The following is a 19,483-nucleotide window of genomic DNA, read 5'->3' as shown; positions in this document are numbered from 1 at the left end:
TGCACCTAGCGACAGATGATTTATTATAGACGACCTGCAAGAGACAACCTGCAAGGATAATCAATGAATAACGATAATAATAACCAACCAACCCTTATCAAGACGCCCATCGACGCATTACAACAGCCGCAACAGCCGCAACAGCACATTAAGGATATTAATCCAATTCAGCTTGAGCATCAGCGTAACCGTGAATTGGCAGAAACCGATGACTACGATGGGCTCACCTTTGAAGTCATTGAAAATGCGCGTGTCGCTGATAAAACGATTGCGCAAAAAGGCGTTTATTTAATTCCCAATTCATTTACGCTATTGTCGCTGCTTGCGGCATTTTATTCGATTACCCAAAGCGCGTTGGGGGAAGGGCATTATATGCGTGCCTGTGTGGCGATTTTTATCTCGGCATTGCTAGATGGGTTAGATGGTCGGGCGGCAAGGCTGTTCAATGCACAAAGTCCCTTTGGCGAGCAGCTAGACTCGCTAGCTGACTGCATCGCGTTTGGACTTGCGCCTGCGTTATTGATTTATCATTATGCGTTAGAGCCGTTGGGGCGTATTGGTATCGCTTGCGCCTTTGTGTATGCTGCCTGTGCCGCGCTGAGACTGGCGCGTTTTAATGTACAAATTGGTGTTGTTGATAAAAAATACTTTGTCGGGGTAGCAAGTCCGTTAGCCGCTATTTTAGTCACGACGTTTGTGATGGTGCATATGGATTGGCAAGTTGAATTGCCGGCGACCAGTCCCGCTTTTCAAATCTTGGCAGCCGTTTGGGTGGTGATTGCCGGCTTCTTGATGGTGAGTAATTTAAAATACTATAGCTTTAAAGAGTTTGATAAAAAGCGTGTCCCCTTTGTGGCACTCATCTTGATTGTGTTTGCGCTCGGTATCGTGCTGTATAATATTCCTGCAGGATTGCTCGCGATTAGCGTGATTTACGCCTTATCGGGCCCAGTAACTGCGGTTTGGAGCAAGCTTAAACGCAAACCTGTTTAGGGCTACTTTAGGTTTTTGTTTCAGTAGCAATTTTTTTTAGAAACGGATGTTCAAATAGTACAAAAACTGGCATAATGAGCGTATCGTTTTCATGCCCGTTTTTTTGGGTAACATGATGCGTTGTTCAAGGATATAAACCATTAATTTCCTCATAAGGAGTATGAGATGCACCGTCAGTCTGATTTAATCCACCCTGCTTTTAACCTAACCAAAATTTTTATCTCGGTGTGGTTGGCCTCAACTTTAGCCGCTTGTGGTAGCGACAATGATTCCGCTACAACGCCACCTGCCAAAACAGGCGTTGCTTCACTGCCCACAGGTAATTTAATCAAAGATCCATTAACGACCAAAAATCTCACCGCCAGCGCCTTAACCCAGTTATTTAATACCACAGATCCCGATTTTAGCCAAGTTGCAGCCACGCCCAAGTGCGGTGTGCGTGTAGAATACATGCAATATGATACCGTCGATGTCAAAGGTAATAAGACCGATGCGACGGGTGCTGTGTTTATTCCGACAGGCACGGATGCAGACTGTAATGGCAATCGGCCAATTGTACTCTATGCCCATGGTACGGCAACGACCAAAGCCTATAATTTTGCAGAAGTGGGTAATGCCAACAATGAAGCAGGACCAGACGCGACATTGTTAGCGGCTTTGTTTGCAGGGCAGGGCTATGTGGTTATCTCACCCAATTATGCAGGTTATGACAAATCAAGCCTAGCTTATCACCCGTACCTCAATGCCCAGCAGCAGTCACACGAGATGGCAGATGCGTTAAAAGCAGGCAGGGAAGTGGTACGCCGCACGGGCAGTGCAACCAATGTCGCTGACAATGGCAAATTGTTTATCACAGGTTATTCCCAAGGTGGCTACGTCACCATGGCAACCACGCGCTATCTTGAAACGCTCAAAGAACCTGTGACAGCGGCGCTGCCAATTTCTGGACCCTATGCCATGGAAGCATTTGGTGATGTGGTATTTGGTGGCAAAGTCATGCTCGGTGCGACGTTTTTTAATCCGCTGATGGCTCGCAACTATCAAGAGCAGTATGGCAATATTTATGCCAAACCCAGTGACATGTTTGCGCCAGCCAATGCCGATGAAATCCCCTCGCTACTGCCTAGCGCCAGTACGACTGAGCAGCTAATTTCAAGTGGCAAATTGCCTGCCTCAGCGATGTTTCAAAAAGCCCCAACGGGCAATTCAACGCTCGATACGTTATCACCGTCTGACCCAGCATTTAGCTTTGGTTTTGACACGACGCATTATTTAGTCAAAAATGACTACCGATTAGGGTACTTGGCGGATGCCCAAAAAAATGTCGATTGGGCAGTGCCTTATTTACAAGGTTATACCAACTATAGCCCAGTGCCTGCCACAGCACCTGAACATCCACTACGTAAAGCGTTAAAAGCCAATGATTTGCGTGGCTATTTACCCACAATGCCTGTTATTATGTGTGGTGGCAACCAAGATCCGGTGGTGTTCTTTGACGTCAATAGTAGCTTGATGAAAACGCTATGGGACACAGATACTAATAAAACTAGCACGACCAAGTTGGGAATTATTGATATTGATATCACCAATCGCGCCACGCGTCAAAAACCGGTTTATCAAACGTTAGGTTTTGATACCGTCAACAATAATAGCATCCAGTCTCAATCAGAAAAAATGCAAGCAGGATTTGCTAGCAAAGTGCAAAATATTGCAGCGATTGCGGCTGCCAACGGGGGCAATCCATCACAAGCCGTCGCTATGCAATATCATGATTTAGTCACGCCGTATTGTATGGGTGTGGCACAGACATTGTTTAGCCAGTTCTAAGTTTAGCCAGTTCTAAATTGGCGATAGCCTGAAACTATAGCCAATTAACCAACACGCACTTAACTGATACCCATTTAACAAAGCCTGTTTATCAACAGGCTTTGTCATTAAACAGTTTATTTTATAGATTATTACAATAGTTGATTAAGATAGCTAGTAAAGTTTGGGCAGTTTACCATGGGGGTAAAATAACACCCATCAAAGCATGATATTTTGATATTACCGTCGGCATTTGGCGGTGAGTTAACTGCTAAATCATGCGTTTTATGCTATAATTATTCCTTTTTACTATCCTAAAATATAACGTCATCTGTGTTACTTTTTTAAAGGTTTTGATTGGGGTTTTTTGCAGCTTTTGGTCAAAATTGCACATTGCTTTTAAACGCATGGTTGTTAACTTAGCTATCGCCTTGAAAAGTAAAATAAATAAGATGACTCGTATATTTAAGTAGCTTGATAAAAGGAGCGTGCATGTCCACCGATTCCGTGAGCCCCATTGGCATCGTCGATGAATTAAAACAATCTTATCTCGACTATGCCATGAGCGTAATTGTCTCCCGTGCTTTACCTGATGTGCGTGATGGGCTCAAACCTGTTCATCGCCGTGTGTTATACGCGATGCATGAATTATCAAACGACTTTAACAAACCTTACAAAAAATCGGCGCGTGTGGTCGGTGATGTTATCGGTAAATACCACCCACATGGCGATACTGCAGTGTATGACGCGATTGTGCGTTTGGCGCAGCCGTTCTCAATGCGCTATATGCTCATCGATGGTCAAGGTAATTTTGGCTCAGTGGATGATGACCCTGCCGCAGCGATGCGTTATACCGAAGTGCGCATGCAAAAACTTACTCACCAAATGCTGGGTGATTTGGATAAAGACACTGTGGATTGGGAGCCAAACTATGATGGTTCAGAGCAAATGCCAAGCGTCATGCCAGCCCGTATTCCAAATTTGCTTGTTAATGGTGCCACAGGCATTGCGGTGGGTATGGCGACCAATATGGCGCCACACAATCTGACGGAAGTGATTAATGCGTGTTTAGCGTATGCCGATGATCCGCACATCTCGGGTGAAATGCTTATGCAGTACATCACCGGTCCTGATTTCCCAACAGGCGGTATCATTTATGGCCGCTCAGGCATTGTCGATGCTTATCGCACCGGTAAAGGTCGCTTGCATTTGCGCGGCAAATATCACATCGAACCGATGAGTGAAACGGGCGCCAATAAAGAGCGTGAACGTATTGTATTTACCGAGATTCCGTATCAAACCAATAAAGCAAAACTGATTGAAAAAATCGCAGAATTGGTACGCGATAAAAAACTTGAAGGCATTAGCGAGATTCGCGATGAGTCAGATAAAGATGGGATGCGTATTGCCATTGACTTAAGACGTGGTGAAAACGCGGAAGTCATCGTTAACAATCTATTTATCCAAACGCCTTTAGAATCAAGTTTTAGTATTAACATGGTTGCCTTAGATGAAGGACAACCCAAAATCATGACGTTGCGTGATTTAATTGCCGCCTTTATACGTCACCGCCAAGAAGTTGTGACTCGCCGTACTATTTATGAGCTCAAAAAAGCACAGGCGCGTGGTCATTTACTCGAAGGACTAACCATTGCCCTTGCCAACATTGATGGTATTATTGACACTATCAAGGCATCGGCAAACCGCCAAGAAGCCCGCGATAACTTACTAACCAATACTTGGCAGTCAGGTGGCGTGATTGCCATGTTAGAGGCAGCAGGCAGTCATTCGATTCGCCCTGATGTGATTGAAGGCGAAGACCTAAACGCCCCATATGGCCTGATTGATGACAACCAACATTATCGTCTATCGCCTGACCAAGTCAATGCTATTTTGGATATGCAGCTGCACCGTTTAACAGGGCTAGAGCAAGACAAGCTACAGCAAGAATTCAAAGAAATCTTGGCACTCATTGCGCAATTACAAAGCATTTTGGATAACTTTGACCAATTAATGCAAGTCATCAAAGACGAATTAATCCAAATTCGTGAGGATTTTGGCGATGCGCGCAAAACCCAAATCGTCGATAGCCGCAGTGACTTTAGCCGTGCAGATTTGATTTCTGAACAAACCGTTGTGTTGACTGTTTCACGTACAGGTTATGCCAAAACCCAGCCTATCAGCGACTATATCGCCCAAAAACGCGGTGGTAAAGGCAAGTCAGCCACTGCCATGAAAGCAGATGACGTCATTGACCATATGGTGGTCACATCGACGCACAACAACGTGATGATTTTTACCGATCGGGGCCGTGTGTTTGGGTTACAAGTGTTTGAAGTGCCTATTGCTAGCCGTGGTTCACGTGGCCGTCCGATGGTCAATTTGATTGCGCTCGATGCCGATGAAAAAGTCACCGCCATCTTACCCGTGACCGAAGACGACAAGCAGAATGACAATAGCTATGTGTTCTTTGCAACCGCATCGGGCATGGTAAAACGCGTCCAATTGTCACAATTTAAAAACCTTCGTGCCAACGGACTTCGCGCTGTTGAACTCAACGACGGCGATAACTTGATTGGCGTTGCCATTACCGATGGCGAGCAAGACATCATGTTATTTTCCAACGAAGGTAAAGCCATTCGCTTTAATGAAAGTAAAATCCGTGCGATGGGTCGTACCGCAAAAGGGGTACGCGGTATGCGGGTGACGCTACTTGCCAATCAAGGTATCGAAGACGAGGACACCGAGCTTGAAGACGATAGCCAAGATGACCAAGACAATGACAGTGTTGTTGCGGTTAGCCGTGTGGTATCGTTGGTTGTTGCCCCACAACAAGGCGAGATTTTATGTGCTTGTGAGCGGGGCTTTGGCAAACGCACACCTGTCTCTGATTTCCCTGTCAAAGGTCGTGGCGGTAAAGGCATTATTGCCATCAAAACCACGGCGCGTAATGGCGAGCTGGTGCAGGCATTAGCGGTAACCGATGCCGATGATATTGTGCTGATTTCTGATGCAGGCACGCTGGTGCGTACACCTGTCGGGCAAATCGCGCAAACAGGTCGTAATGCGCAAGGGGTCACCCTGATTCGTATTTCACAAGATGAATCATTGGTTTCCATCGCTTTGGTTGAAGGCGGTAGTGAAGATGAGCTGGACGAAGATAGCTTAGAGGCAGAATTGGCTGACAATATCGCGCAAGACAGCGCTGATTTACCAGACAGTGCGGATTTGCACAGCGCTGATTTACAAAACATCGAGTTGTCTGAAGCCTTGCAGCAAGATGGTTTATTAGAAGCCGATGCACAACAGCTAGATAACTAATTTGTAGCCTTGCTATTTATAACCTCGCTTTATCAAACCAGCTTATCAATCAATAAGCTGGTTTTTTTTCGCTGAATTCTACAATTTCGCAACAGCCAGCAAGTTTAAAGCCTTATAAAATTTAAAATTATCTTGTTCCAACAATCCTATTACATTAAAAGACGAGTATACCCATGTCAAAACTGCATCTACACCACCTTGAAAAATCCCGTTCATTTCGAATTCTTTGGCTATTAGAAGAATTAGAGCTGCCTTATCAGTTAACCAAGTACGAACGCCATCATGGTTTGGCGCCCAAGTCTTTGCAAAAAATTCACCCGATGGGTAAGGCACCTATCCTGCAAGATAATGGAAAAACGCTGATTGAATCGGCCAATATCATTGAGTATTTGATTGATAACTATGATAAGTTAAGCGACCCGCAAGATGCACAGCCAATCTCACAACGGGTGCTGAATAAAAAATTTCGCCCAGATTATGGCAGTGAGGCGTATGAACAGTATCGATATTGGCTGCATTTTACCGAAAGCTCGTTGATGCCCTTGCTTATTATCCGACTGCTATTTGCTACCATGATAGAAAAATCACCGATAGGTATCAAACAAGTGGCAAAATTACTCAAATCGGGGATAGACAAATCTTATCTGAATCATTCATTAACCGAGCAGCTCAAAATGCTAGATAAGCATTTGGGGAGTAATGAATGGCTTGCTGGCAACCAATTTAGCGGCGCTGATATACAGCTTGAATTTGGCATAAACGCCATGCAAGAAACCCATAGTTTAGAGGCAAAATACGCCAATATTCACAATTGGTTAAAAAAATGCCAAGCTCGCCCAGCTTATCAAAAAGCGGTTGATAAGTGTTGATGGTTGACTGTCAAGCGATTTAATGCTTTTATTGCTTTACTTTGTTGATAAATTTACTATACGGTCAGAAAAAACAGTTGTTTTTTCACCTTTATTTCATAGCTAAATACCTATTAAAAATTAGGGAAAATACATAAATATTTTTTTCATGTAAAATATTGCTATCGCTATTTATAACAATGTTTTGTGTCTAATAGTTGAATACTTTGAGTCGTTTACAACCTAGCTCCATTCTAGGTTATTTCCATGGATGGATGCCATTGCCAGAAGGAACGAAAAATGCAATATCAGTATTTTAAAGACCCTGATAGTCAAGAAACCCAAGAATGGCTTGACGCCTTTGATTCGGTGATCAAGTCAGTGGGAAAAAAACGTGCCACTTTTTTACTAAAAGCCATCTATGATAAGGCGGTACAAGAAGGATTACGCGTTAACCGTCTTGACACCGCTTACATCAACACTATTCCTGTAGAAGATCAACCCTCTTATCCCGGTGATTTAACCCTAGAGCGTAAAATTCGCGCTATCATTCGTTACAATGCGGTGGCGATGGTGATGCGTGCCAACAAAAATGACGACGACTTAGGCGGTCACTTAGCGACGTTTGCCTCTAGCGCAACGTTATACGAAACAGGTTTTAACCATTTTTGGCGCGCAGCGAGTGAAAGCTTTGGCGGTGATATGATTTATTATCAAGGTCACGGTTCGCCAGGGATGTATGCTCGCTCATTTTTAGAAGGTCGATTGACTGAAGAGCAGCTGACAAATTTTCGCCGTGAAGTAGGCGGCAAAGGGCTATCTAGCTACCCACACCCTTATTTGATGCCTGACTATTGGCAGTTCCCAACCGTGTCGATGGGTTTAGGCCCCATTATGTCGATTTATCACGCGCATGTGCACCAATATCTTGAAAATCGCGGCTTGATTCCAAAAGAAGGTCGCAAGATTTGGGCATTCTTGGGCGATGGTGAAACCGATGAGCCAGAGAGCTTAGGTGCTATCTCACTAGCCGGTCGCGAGAATCTAGAAAATCTGATTTGGGTGATTAACTGTAACTTACAGCGCCTGGATGGTCCGGTGCGTGGTAACGGTAAAATCATCCAAGAGCTTGAATCTGTGTTTCGCGGCGCAGGCTGGCGGGTGATTAAAGTCATTTGGGGCGGTAAATGGGATACGCTACTAGACAAAGACCATACGGGCGCGCTCAAACATCGTATGCTTGAGACCCTCGATGGTGAATACCAAGTGTATAAAGCGCGTGATGGTAAATTTGTCCGTGACTATTTCTTTGGTAAATACCCAGAACTTGCCGAAATGGTCAAAGATTGGACTGACCAGGAAATCCAAAATTTAGACCGTGGTGGTCACGACCCGATGAAAGTGTATGCCGCATTTAGCGAAGCCATGAAAGCCAAAGGTCAGCCGACGGTGATTTTGGTTAAAACCGTCAAAGGTTATGGCTTATCTAACCAAAGCCAAGCGGTCAACAAAACCCACCAAATCAAGAAACTCGAAATTGATTCATTAAAATACTTCCGTGACCGTTTTGATTTGCCATTTACTGACTCGCAGCTTGAAGAATTGCCGTTTTATCGTCCTGATGAAAATTCTGCTGAAATCCAATACCTTAAAGGTCGCCGTCAAGCACTGGGCGGACATTTGCCCAATCGCCGTAGTGGTCATATTCCACTCGATGTCCCAGGATTGGAGATTTTTGACAAATTACTACAAGGTAGTGCAGGCAAAGAACAATCTACCACCATGGTATTTGTACGCTTGCTAGCCGCACTGCTAAAAAATAAAGCGCTGCAAGAGCGTGTGGTGCCGATTGTTCCTGATGAAGCCCGTACTTTTGGTCTTGAAGGTATGTTCCGCCAATTGGGTATCTACTCGGCATCGGGTCAAAATTATACCCCTGAAGACCATGAAGCCTTGATGGGTTATAAAGAAGCCAAAGACGGTCACATGCTTGAAGAAGGCATTAATGAAGCGGGTGCGATGAGTGCGTGGATTGCGTTAGCGACCAGTTATTCAACCAATGCGTTGCCGATGATTCCTTTTTATATCTATTATTCGATGTTTGGTTTCCAACGCGTCGGTGATTTAGTTTGGGCGGCAGGCGATATGCAGGCGCAAGGGTTCTTGCTTGGCGGTACCGCAGGTCGTACCACACTTAATGGCGAAGGCTTACAGCACCAAGATGGTCATCAGTTGATTCTATTTAACACGGTGCCAAACTGTGTCACTTATGACCCATGTTATGGTTATGAGCTAGCGGTGGTCGTACAAGATGGTCTGCGCCGTATGTATGGTGAAGGCGAACGGGTTTTCTATTATATCACCTTAATGAATGAAAACTACGAGCAACCAGCCATGCCAACAGGGGTAGAAGAAGGCATCAAAAAAGGCATGTACTTGCTCAAAGATAATGGTTCAAAACAAGTGCAATTGCTAGGTTCAGGCGTGATTTTACGTGAGGTTGAAAAAGCCGCGCAAATTCTCGCTGAAGAATTCAATATCAATGCCAACGTGTGGAGTGTCACAAGCTTTAATGAACTCACCCGTGAAGGCATGGCATGTGATGAGTACAATCGTTTGCACCCACTAGATGAACAGCGTACGCCTTGGGTTACTGAACAACTTGCACAGCATGAAGGTATTGTGGTCGCTGCCACCGACTATATGCGCATTTTCTCTGAACAAATCCGCGCCTATCTACCAGACAGTCGTCCGTATGCCACCTTAGGTACCGATGGTTTCGGTCGTTCGGATAGTCGCCGCCAATTACGTAGTTACTTTAAAGTGGATGCTGCCCATATTGTGGTAGCAACGCTCAAACTATTGGCAGATGAAGGTGAGGTTGATGCGCGTTTGGTCAAAGATGCGATTAGTAGCTTGGGTATTGATGCCGATGCCTCACCGGCTTGGTATCCTCAAGTACAAATCGACCACTCCCCAGATGCCCCAGCGATTTTAGGCGCGCATCCAAACCCTGTACCAACCTTGGTTGAAGAGGATGATGAAGCCATTTCAGCAGACGGCAAAGCAGAAGATAAAGCCGATGCGCCAATGCTTAACGACAAACCTGAATAATAGAAATCAATAGTAGGTAATCAGCCACGTATTAGCGGCTAATTGCCCACTCAGTAAAAATAAAAATTTAAGGATAAACCCATGGAAATCAAAGTTCCCGACTTAGGCGTTGATAGCGCTGAAGTCAGCGAAATTATGGTCAAAGTCGGCGATGTCATCAATGTGGACGATAACATTGTCTTATTAGAGTCTGACAAAGCCTCTGTAGAAGTACCTGCGACATCAGCAGGGACTATCACAGCAATTAGTCTTCAAATCGGCGATAAGGTCAAAGAAGGTGATGTGATTCTCACCATCGATAGTGCAGGCAATAGCCAATCCAACACTGCACCCGTAGAGCAACCTGCGCAACAGACAGACCAACAAGTAGCCCAATCTAACGAAGCTAAAGAAACTAAAGAAGCTAAAGAGACTAAAGAGGCTAATGCGACTTCATCGCAAGCGCCGTCTATGGCTGCGTCAAACCAATCACAGCCCACATCTACATCAGCTGAAGCAACTTATACATTGCCAGATTTGGGTGTCGATAGCGCAGAAATTAGTGAGTGGTTGGTCAAAGAAGGCGATACTGTCACTGCTGAACAACCGCTAGTATTGGTTGAATCCGATAAAGCATCGGTCGAAGTACCAGCACCTGTTAGCGGAAAAATTGTCAAATTCTTAGTCAATGCAGGGGATACGGTCACCAATGGTCAGGACTTTATCGTGATGGCCTCCCAATCAGCTACGCAACAGTCATCATTAGCCAGTGACCCATCAGAACAAGCTGCCAGTCAAGCCACTTTAGCTGCAAACCAAAATCAGCCACCCGTTCAAACAGTATCTGCCCCTCAATCATCCACACCCGCTGGTAAACAAACATTCGGTTTGCCCGATTTAGGGGTAGAGTCAGCACAGATTAGTGAGTGGATGGTCAAAGTAGGCGATGAAGTTACAGCCGAACAACCGCTAGTATTAGTAGAATCTGATAAAGCATCGGTTGAAGTTCCTTCGCCAGTCGCCGGTAAAGTGGTTGAATTACTGGTTAACCCTGGTGATACCGTCACCAATGGTCAAGACTTTGTTGTGATTGAAGCGGCGGGATCAGTGCAATCCGCATCAAGTTCAGCTTCACAGCCGCAAGCGACCACCCATACTACTCAGCAAGCAGTCGTTAAAACGCAAAATACCGCGTCGACTTCAACTAATAGCGCTACCACGACAGCTAGCCAGTCAAGTTCACAGTCAAAACTGTCTGAAGCGCAAATTAATGCCAAAAACGCTGCGGTTTATGCCGGTCCTGCGGTGCGCAAACTTACCCGCCAATTGGGTGTTGATGTCAGTGAGGTGACTGGTACGGGCGCTAATGGGCGTATTGTCAAAGAAGATGTGTTTGCTTATGTCAAGAATATGATAAAAGCAGTTAGCACACCTACAGCAGCAAATAATATCTCTGCGCCATCAGCGGCTCGCTCAGGATTACCTAATTTACCCGATATGAGTAAAACGGAAATTTGGGGAGAAATTGAGCGCCAAGATTTGACCCGTCTACAAAAAGTCTCAATTCCACAGCTTAATTACAATACCTATTTGCCACAAGTGACCCAGTTTGATTTAGCAGATATTACCGATGTAGAAAAATTGCGTGGCGACTTAAAAGATGAGATGAAAAAAGAAGGCGTGAGTTTAACTATTCTGGCTTTCATCATGAAAGTAACCGCTTACGCGCTCATGCAACATCCAAAATTTAACAGCCATTTAAGCGATGACAATACCCAAATTATCATCCGTAAATCTGTGAATTTAGGCTTTGCCGTAGCAACCGACGATGGTTTAACAGTACCTGTCATTCAACATGTAGAGCAAAAAGGCATCAAGCAACTAGCGATTGAAATCGGCGAGCTTGCCAAAAAAGCGCGTGATAAAAAACTATCTGCCAAAGAGTTAACCGGCGCGTCATTTACGATTTCAAGTCAAGGCAATCTTGGCGGTACTTATTTTACGCCGCTGGTTAATTGGCCACAAGTTGCGATTTTAGGCATCAGTGAATCTAGTATTCAGCCACGTTGGAATGAGACCAAAGGCGAGTTTGAGCCACGTTTAATGCTACCGTTGTCATTATCGTATGACCACCGTGTGATTAATGGTGCGGACGCTGCGGTATTTACCCGATATATTGCAAAATTACTAGCAGATCCACGCCGCGTGTTGTTATAAATTGCAGCGCAAAAAAACCTAGCGTGTCATGTGCATGCTGGGTTTTTTAATGCCCAAAAAAAGCCCTTAGTCAAAACTAAGGGCTTTATGAATGCCAACAAGCTTATTTTTCGGTTTTTGCTAAGAAGAACCAAGTGTCTAACACCGAATCCGGATTCAATGAAACAGAAGTAATACCTTGTTCCATTAACCACATCGCTAGGTCTGGATGGTCAGAAGGGCCTTGTCCACAGATACCGATATACTTGCCTTGTGCGTTACAGGCATCGATAGCCATTTTCAGTAGTTTTTTAACCGCTGGGTCACGTTCATCAAATGATTGAGATACGATACCCGAATCACGGTCAAGACCAAGCGTTAACTGGGTTAAATCGTTTGAGCCGATTGAGAAACCATCGAAGTATTGTAAAAACTCTTCTGCTAACAAGGCATTGGTTGGCAACTCACACATCATGATGACGCGTAAACCGTTTTCACCACGTTTAAGACCATTTTTCTCAAGCAGTTCTAGTACTTTACGTGCTTCTTCTGTCGTACGTACGAATGGAATCATAATCTCAACGTTGGTTAAGCCCATTTCATCACGAACACGTTTTAATGCACGACATTCTAATTCAAAGCAGTCACGGAAATTTTCTGACACATAACGGCTGGCACCACGGAAACCGAGCATTGGGTTTTCTTCAGAGGGCTCATAGAGTTTACCGCCGATTAAGTTTGCATATTCATTCGATTTAAAGTCAGACATACGTACGATAACTTTCTTATCTTTAAATGCGACAGCTAGGGTTGAAATACCTTCAACCAATTTATCAACGTAGAAGTCAACCGGTGAAGCATAGCCTGCCATACGCTCTTGAATCGCTTGTACGATTTCGCGTGGTAGGGTGTTCATGTTAAGCAGTGCCTTTGGATGCACGCCAATCATACGGTTGATGATGAATTCTAACCGTGCTAGACCCACCCCTTCATTAGGGATTTGGGCAAATCCAAAGGCGCGGTCAGGGTTACCGACGTTCATCATAATTTTAAATGCCAAGTCTGGCATTGACTCAATTGAGTTGTTTTGGATTTCAAAGTCCAATTGACCTTCGTAGATATAACCAGTATCACCTTCTGCACAAGATACAGTGACGGCTTGACCATCGGTCAATAGGTCAGTGGCGTTACCACAACCCACGATGGCAGGGACGCCCAATTCACGCGCGATAATTGCCGCGTGACAGGTACGACCACCACGGTTAGTGATGATAGCAGCGGCACGTTTCATGACCGGTTCCCAGTCTGGGTCAGTCATATCAGAAACAAGGACGTCACCTTCTTGTACTTTATCCATTTCATGGATTGAGTTGACCACGCGTACAGTACCTGCGCCGATACGTTGACCAATTGAACGACCTTCACAGATGACATCGCCTTTTTCTTTAAGGATGTAACGCTCCATGACATTTTGGCTTTCACGGCTTTTTACTGTCTCTGGGCGTGCTTGCACAATGAATAATTTGCCACTGTCACCATCTTTTGCCCATTCGATATCCATCGCATGACCATAATGTTTTTCGATGATTAATGCTTGTTTGGCAAGTTCAACCAATTCTTCATTGCTCAGTGAAAATTGGTTGCGTTCTGCTTTGTCCACTGGGACTATTTTGACTGATTTGCCAGCTGAGTGCTCGTCCGCATAAACCATTTTTTGTTGTTTACTGCCGAGGTTGCGACGGATTACCGCAGGTTTGCCGGCATTTAATAACGCTTTTGAAATGTAGAATTCGTCAGGGTTCACCGCACCTTGCACGACCATTTCACCCAAGCCATAGCTTGCGGTGATAAATACCACGTCATTAAAACCGCTTTCGGTATCAATGGTGAACATCACACCTGAGGTGCCTGTCTCTGAACGTACCATGCGTTGTACACCAGCTGATAAAGCAACACCTGCGTGCTCAAAACCTTTGTGAACGCGGTAAGCGATGGCGCGGTCATTGTATAAAGAAGCAAAGACTTCTTTAATAGCAATCAAAATATTGTCAATACCACGGATATTGAGGAAAGTTTCTTGTTGACCAGCAAATGAGGCGTCTGGTAAATCCTCAGCAGTCGCTGATGAACGAACCGCAACAGCGATGTCCTCGCCTTGGCTCATCTCGGCAAAGGCATCACGGATTTCTTGTTCAAGATCTTTAGGCAACTCTTGCTCAATAATCATGTCGCGGATTTTTTTACCCGTGGCAGTCAATGCCGCAACATCATCCACATCCAGACCTTGGAGCGCGTCTTTGATTTTGTCTTGAAGACCTGTACCGATTAAGAATTTGTTAAAAGCTTCAGACGTTGTTGCAAAGCCACCTGGTACGCTTACCCCTAAATCCGTTAGGTGACTAATCATTTCACCTAATGAAGCGTTTTTACCGCCTACTTTGTCAATGTCGTTTTTGCCTAACTTGTCGAGTGAGATAACTTGTGCGTTCAAGGTGATAACTCCGTGAAATAAAGATTATTTTGAAAAGATTATAACGGTATTTCGTAGAAAATTCATCTTAAAAAATGATTTTCTAGCAAAAAATTTATAATTTTAAAAAAACTGTCAGCGATCAACAATTCAACTAAAATTTTGCTTGGATATCTTTGAGTTTAAGGGGATAAAAAACGTAGATAAGCCTTCAATGACAATAACTGATGGCTAATTAAGGCAAATTAAGCATCGATTTGTTAGATTAAAGCCTACAAGTCACGTATAATAACAAACTCTCGACCTGTGAGACAAACGATAGTGTCTGCACTGATAACGACATTAATAGATGACATTCACTGCAAAAGATGCAGTTAATGAGTGAGGTTAACCCCCAGTGTCAGTAGTGTCAGTTTAAACCAGTATTAATTTAAATTAGTATGGACGCTTCTTGTCATTTTTTGGATAATTTTTCATGACCATTGAGCAAATCAAAGCCACGATTCAAAATAAAGACGCCTTAAATTTTGCAAATTCGCAGTCGTTGCGAAGTGTGTTTTTTATCTCCGATGGTACCGCGATTACGTCTGAAACCCTAGGTCGTTCTATTTTAAGCCAATTTCCCACGGTACCATTTGAGACCCGGGTTATTCCTTATGTTGATACCCTTGATCGCGCCGATGAAGCGGTCAATCAAATCAATCTTGCCCACCAACGTGATGGGGTAAAGCCGCTAGTCTTTGATACAATCGTTGACCCTGTGATTCGTGAGCGAATCAACGGTGCAGATGCCTTTAACTTGGATATTTATGAAGGCTTAATTAGTAAAATTGCCGATGAAATCAAAGTACAACCTGCACCGCATACCGGTCATGCGCATGGGGATGTCGATTCTGAGAACTATAAATCACGTATTGATGCGGTGCATTTTGCTTTAGATAATGATGATGGCGCGCGTACCACCCATTATGATGCGGCAGATATTATTTTGATTGGGGTGTCACGTTCGGGCAAAACGCCTACCTCTTTATACCTAGCGTTGCAATTTGGTATTCGTGCGGCGAATTATCCGTTGACTGAAGATGATTTATATGAAAATTCGTTGCCCAAAGCGTTAAAGCCTTACCGTGACAAACTATTTGGTTTGGTGATTGACACCGATCGACTGGTAAAAATTCGTAACGAGCGCCGTGCAGGTAGCCGCTATGCAAGTTACCAGCAATGCCAGCAGGAATTGCGCGCCATTCAAGGTATTTATATTTCTCAAGGGATTCCAAATATTGATGTATCAACGATGTCGATTGAAGAAATCGCGACGCGTATTTTACAGATGACGGGGTTAAAACGCCGAATTGGTTAGTTTGATTTCTTAACATACGGTTGATTTATCGTATTTTATATTCAATTTAAAAATTTTTTATTCATTATCTTTTTTATTCATTATCAAGGCTTAAAATATGGGAGCTAATATGCCAAAAAAACGGATTAATGACAAAGTCACTCAAATTCCCCCTACAAACAATGAAAACGAAAACATCTGTGATTCCAACACACAGTCAATTATTGAGCCTCAAGAAAATATTACCGAAATTTTGGCAAAACCAACCAAAACTGAAATTTCGGACTCTGATAAAAAAGCCAATACCGTCAGTATCAGTGAAGACGATGATAAGGTAAAACATTTTGATGATGCATCGGTGCATTTTGATTTAATTAGCCCGCTGGATAACACCCGTATCAATTTAAAGCGTTACAAGCGTCAAGATGCCGTTAGCCATGCCTATGATTATGATGCTATTGTGATTGGGGCAGGACCCGCGGGTGAAGCAGCAGCGATGAAAATCGCCAAATCTGGACAAAAAGTTGCCGTGATTGATCCACGCAAACAAGTGGGGGGCAACTGTACGCACGTAGGCACGATTCCGAGTAAAGCATTGCGTCAGTCGGTGTTTAATATTATCGGTAATCGCCGCGATCCTATCTTAAACCAAGGCATTGACTATCATCAAATCCCACTCAATAAAGTATTAACCAAAGCGCGCGAAGTGGTGCGTAATCAGGTAGAAACCCATACCCGTTTTTATGAGCGCAACCAAATTGACTTAATCAATGGTTGGGCAAGTTTTAAAGATACCCATACCATTCATGTTGATATGAGTGATGGTACCGAGCAAGACATTACCTTTGAACAAGCCATTATTACCGTGGGTAGCCGTCCTTATCGCCCTGATTTGTTAGATTTTAGCCATCCTCGCGTGTTTGATTCTGATAAAATCCTGCAAATGGATTATGTGGTACAGCGCATTATTATTTATGGTGCGGGCGTGATTGGCTGTGAGTATGCGTCTATTTTTACCGGTCTTGGCTATAAAGTAGATTTGATTAATACCCAAGAGCAGTTGCTTAGCTATCTGGATGATGAGATTTCTGACGCATTGTCGCATGACTTTAGACAATTTGGCGTATTGATTCGCAACAAAGAAGAAATCGAACGGCTAGAAACTTATGATGACTGCGTAATTTTATACCTAAAAAGTGGTAAACGCATCAAATCAGATGCTATTTTATGGTCAAACGGTCGCTCAGGTAATACCGACAGTCTCAACCTTGCCGCCATCGGACTCACCGCAAACAGCCGTGGTCAACTCAAAGTCAACGAGCATTACCAAACCGATATCCCAAATATTTATGCAGCAGGGGATGTCATTGGCTGGCCATCGCTGGCATCGGCAGCTTATGACCAAGGGCGCTGCGCTGCTGCTTATATGGTAGGCGATGAAAATGCACAACCTGTTCGCAGTGTGCCAACGGGTATTTATACCATTCCTGAAATTTCAAGTATTGGTAAAAACGAACAAGAATTAACCGCCGAAAAAGTGCCGTATGAAGTCGGTCAAGCTTTCTTTAAACACCTTGCCCGCGCACAAATCATCGGTGAGCGTAGTGGGGTGTTAAAAATACTGTTTCACCGTGAAACCTTAGAGATTTTAGGTATCCATTGTTATGGCAATCACGCCTCTGAAATTATTCATATCGGACAAGCCGTGATGGAAAGTAAAGGCGGCAATACGCTAGAATACTTTGTCAATACTACCTTTAACTACCCAACGATGGCAGAAGCCTATCGCGTTGCTGCACTCAATGGTCTTAATCGGGTGTTTTGATGGCGCAAATTAATGTAAAGCTACAACCCCAGTACGTAAAATTACAACCGCAGTTGCAACAAGCACTCTCTGAGTTAAAGTTGCCACTATCGGATGAGCAGCAATTACAGCTACTGTACTATCTACAGCAGCTGTTGTTTTGGAATAAAGCGTATAATTTGACCGCTATCAAAGATGACCAACAGGCATTAATCAAACATATCTTTGATAGTTTGTCGATTGTGCCATTTTTGCCAGCCGGTGATTTGCTAGATATTGGGACGGGTGCGGGTTTGCCAGCGGTGATAGTTGCTATTTGTCAGCCACAACGTGCGGTGACAGCACTCGATAGCAACCAAAAGAAAATTCGCTTTATCAAACAAGTCGCCAGTGAATTGGGGTTAAAAAATCTGACACCGGTTGCCAGTCGTATCGAAGCACATGAAGGCACTTATCAAGTAATTACCTCAAGGGCGTTTGCGTCGCTGGTGGATTTTGTCACCCATAGTCAAAGCAAATTGGCAGACAATGGTATCATTTGTGCCATGAAGGGGGTTGAACCCATTGATGAGATTCAAGCGCTTCAAAATGAGTGGCAAATTAACACCCAAGTGTTAACCGTGCCAAAGCTCTATGAATCACGCCACTTGATTTATTTGCAAAGATAAACACCCCATTTCAGCCAGTTTTACCGGTATTAGGGTTTGAAAAACTGGCTGTTTTTGACTACAATTTTCAACCTTTTTATCAACACATTGCGAGACAGTTCATGGATATTTTAGCCATTGCTAATCAAAAAGGTGGGGTGGGCAAAACCACCACCGCGGTTAATTTGGCAAGTGCACTGGCACATCGCCGCAAAAAAGTTTTACTGATTGATTTGGATGCCCAAGGCAATGCGACCACGGCATCAGGACTGGATAAACGCGAGTTAGAGTACAGTATTGCTGATGTGCTGTTAGATGATTTGCCAATCCATGAGGCGATTGTCAAAACCGCAAATGGGTTTGATATTGTCGGTGCCAACAATGAATTGTCAGGCAGTGATTTGCATTTAAGTCAAAAGCCTGAAAACCATGCAATTTTGTCAAAAGCCATGCAGCAGCTCGCTGATATGCCTGCCAAAAACGGCCGCGCGACTAAGCCGTATGATTTTATCGTGATTGACTGCGCCCCGAGTTTAAGTTTACTTACCATCAATGCAATGTGTGCCACATCAGGGGTGATTATCCCGATGCAATGTGAATATTTTGCATTGGAAGGATTGGCGGATTTATCGCAAACCATTGAGCGTTTGAAGTCGCTAAACCCAAAACTGCATATCCGCGGTGTGTTAAGAACCATGTTTGACCCGCGTAACACCTTGGCAAATGATGTTTCTATGGAATTGATTGAGCATTTTGGTCCGATTTTATTTAATACCATCATTCCCCGTAATATTCGTCTAGCAGAAGCACCGGCGCACGGCATCCCTGCGCTTGATTATGAGATGAATTCAAAAGGCTCACAAGCGTATATTCGCCTTGCCAATGAAATTATCAAGCAAAGTCGCCAATTCCAACTTGCCTAGCTTAAGCTGTTTAGGCACTTTTTTTGTTAACTTGTTGGCAAGT

Annotated in this window: 11 protein-coding genes; 10 read left to right on the top strand and 1 reads right to left on the bottom strand. The window is 44.0% G+C overall.

The features are described from left to right. Positions 1-63 precede the first annotated feature (63 nt). The 6 genes from pssA (at position 64) to ACAM37_RS04900 (ending at position 12,278) form a co-directional block, all read left to right on the top strand. Complete coding sequence (pssA, locus tag ACAM37_RS04925; protein ID WP_369626754.1) at positions 64-993, top strand: CDP-diacylglycerol--serine O-phosphatidyltransferase; 930 nt, start codon at positions 64-66, stop codon at positions 991-993. 165 nt (positions 994-1,158) lie between these two features. After that, a complete protein-coding gene (locus tag ACAM37_RS04920) occupies positions 1,159-2,820 on the top strand; it encodes an alpha/beta hydrolase family protein (RefSeq protein ID WP_369626753.1) in 1,662 nt (553 codons plus the stop codon). A gap of 471 nt (positions 2,821-3,291) precedes the next feature. Next, positions 3,292-6,120, top strand: a complete 2,829-nt coding sequence (gyrA, locus tag ACAM37_RS04915) for a DNA gyrase subunit A (RefSeq protein WP_369626752.1) — start codon at positions 3,292-3,294, stop codon at positions 6,118-6,120. Positions 6,121-6,293: 173 nt separating this feature from the next. Continuing rightward, on the top strand, positions 6,294-6,989 hold the full coding sequence (locus ACAM37_RS04910; protein ID WP_369626751.1) for a glutathione S-transferase: 696 nt from the start codon (positions 6,294-6,296) through the stop codon (positions 6,987-6,989). A gap of 279 nt (positions 6,990-7,268) precedes the next feature. After that, on the top strand, positions 7,269-10,082 hold the full coding sequence (gene aceE / locus ACAM37_RS04905) for a pyruvate dehydrogenase (acetyl-transferring), homodimeric type (protein WP_369626750.1): 2,814 nt from the start codon (positions 7,269-7,271) through the stop codon (positions 10,080-10,082). 81 nt (positions 10,083-10,163) lie between these two features. Continuing rightward, positions 10,164-12,278: a 2-oxo acid dehydrogenase subunit E2 gene (locus tag ACAM37_RS04900; RefSeq protein WP_369626749.1), complete on the top strand. Its 2,115-nt coding sequence runs from the start codon at positions 10,164-10,166 to the stop codon at positions 12,276-12,278. Between the two features lie 103 nt (positions 12,279-12,381). Here ACAM37_RS04900 and ppsA read toward each other — a convergent pair whose 3' ends face one another. Next, a complete protein-coding gene (gene ppsA / locus ACAM37_RS04895; RefSeq protein ID WP_007116643.1) occupies positions 12,382-14,748 on the bottom strand; it encodes a phosphoenolpyruvate synthase in 2,367 nt (788 codons plus the stop codon). 454 nt (positions 14,749-15,202) lie between these two features. Between ppsA and ppsR the strand changes: the two genes are divergently transcribed. From ppsR to ACAM37_RS04875, 4 genes are all read left to right on the top strand, one after another. Continuing rightward, a complete protein-coding gene (gene ppsR / locus ACAM37_RS04890; RefSeq protein WP_007116642.1) occupies positions 15,203-16,087 on the top strand; it encodes a posphoenolpyruvate synthetase regulatory kinase/phosphorylase PpsR in 885 nt (294 codons plus the stop codon). 109 nt (positions 16,088-16,196) lie between these two features. Beyond that, complete coding sequence (gene sthA, locus ACAM37_RS04885) at positions 16,197-17,891, top strand: Si-specific NAD(P)(+) transhydrogenase (protein ID WP_369626748.1); 1,695 nt, start codon at positions 16,197-16,199, stop codon at positions 17,889-17,891. Next, positions 17,891-18,538 (top strand): 16S rRNA (guanine(527)-N(7))-methyltransferase RsmG, encoded by a 648-nt coding sequence (gene rsmG, locus ACAM37_RS04880; RefSeq protein WP_007116640.1) that lies wholly within the window; start codon positions 17,891-17,893, stop codon positions 18,536-18,538. The genes sthA and rsmG overlap by 1 nt, the downstream gene beginning before the upstream one ends. Before the next feature lie 101 nt (positions 18,539-18,639). Continuing rightward, complete coding sequence (locus ACAM37_RS04875; protein WP_314026745.1) at positions 18,640-19,440, top strand: ParA family protein; 801 nt, start codon at positions 18,640-18,642, stop codon at positions 19,438-19,440. Positions 19,441-19,483 lie beyond the last annotated feature (43 nt).

The sequence above is a fragment of the Moraxella sp. K23 genome (genome assembly GCF_041154765.1).
In the GTDB taxonomy this organism is placed as follows: domain Bacteria; phylum Pseudomonadota; class Gammaproteobacteria; order Pseudomonadales; family Moraxellaceae; genus Faucicola; species Faucicola tetraodonis.
This window is presented reverse-complemented; position numbering and strand designations above follow the sequence as displayed.

Excerpts from the sequence above, each read along its gene's own strand:
- pssA (WP_369626754.1), top strand. The coding sequence starts at position 64 with ATGAATAACGATAATAATAACCAACCAACCCTTATCAAGACGCCCATC.
- ACAM37_RS04920 (WP_369626753.1), top strand. The coding sequence starts at position 1,159 with ATGCACCGTCAGTCTGATTTAATCCACCCTGCTTTTAACCTAACCAAA.
- gyrA (WP_369626752.1), top strand. The coding sequence starts at position 3,292 with ATGTCCACCGATTCCGTGAGCCCCATTGGCATCGTCGATGAATTAAAA.
- ACAM37_RS04910 (WP_369626751.1), top strand. The coding sequence starts at position 6,294 with ATGTCAAAACTGCATCTACACCACCTTGAAAAATCCCGTTCATTTCGA.
- aceE (WP_369626750.1), top strand. The coding sequence starts at position 7,269 with ATGCAATATCAGTATTTTAAAGACCCTGATAGTCAAGAAACCCAAGAA.
- ACAM37_RS04900 (WP_369626749.1), top strand. The coding sequence starts at position 10,164 with ATGGAAATCAAAGTTCCCGACTTAGGCGTTGATAGCGCTGAAGTCAGC.
- ppsR (WP_007116642.1), top strand. The coding sequence starts at position 15,203 with ATGACCATTGAGCAAATCAAAGCCACGATTCAAAATAAAGACGCCTTA.
- sthA (WP_369626748.1), top strand. The coding sequence starts at position 16,197 with ATGCCAAAAAAACGGATTAATGACAAAGTCACTCAAATTCCCCCTACA.
- rsmG (WP_007116640.1), top strand. The coding sequence starts at position 17,891 with ATGGCGCAAATTAATGTAAAGCTACAACCCCAGTACGTAAAATTACAA.
- ACAM37_RS04875 (WP_314026745.1), top strand. The coding sequence starts at position 18,640 with ATGGATATTTTAGCCATTGCTAATCAAAAAGGTGGGGTGGGCAAAACC.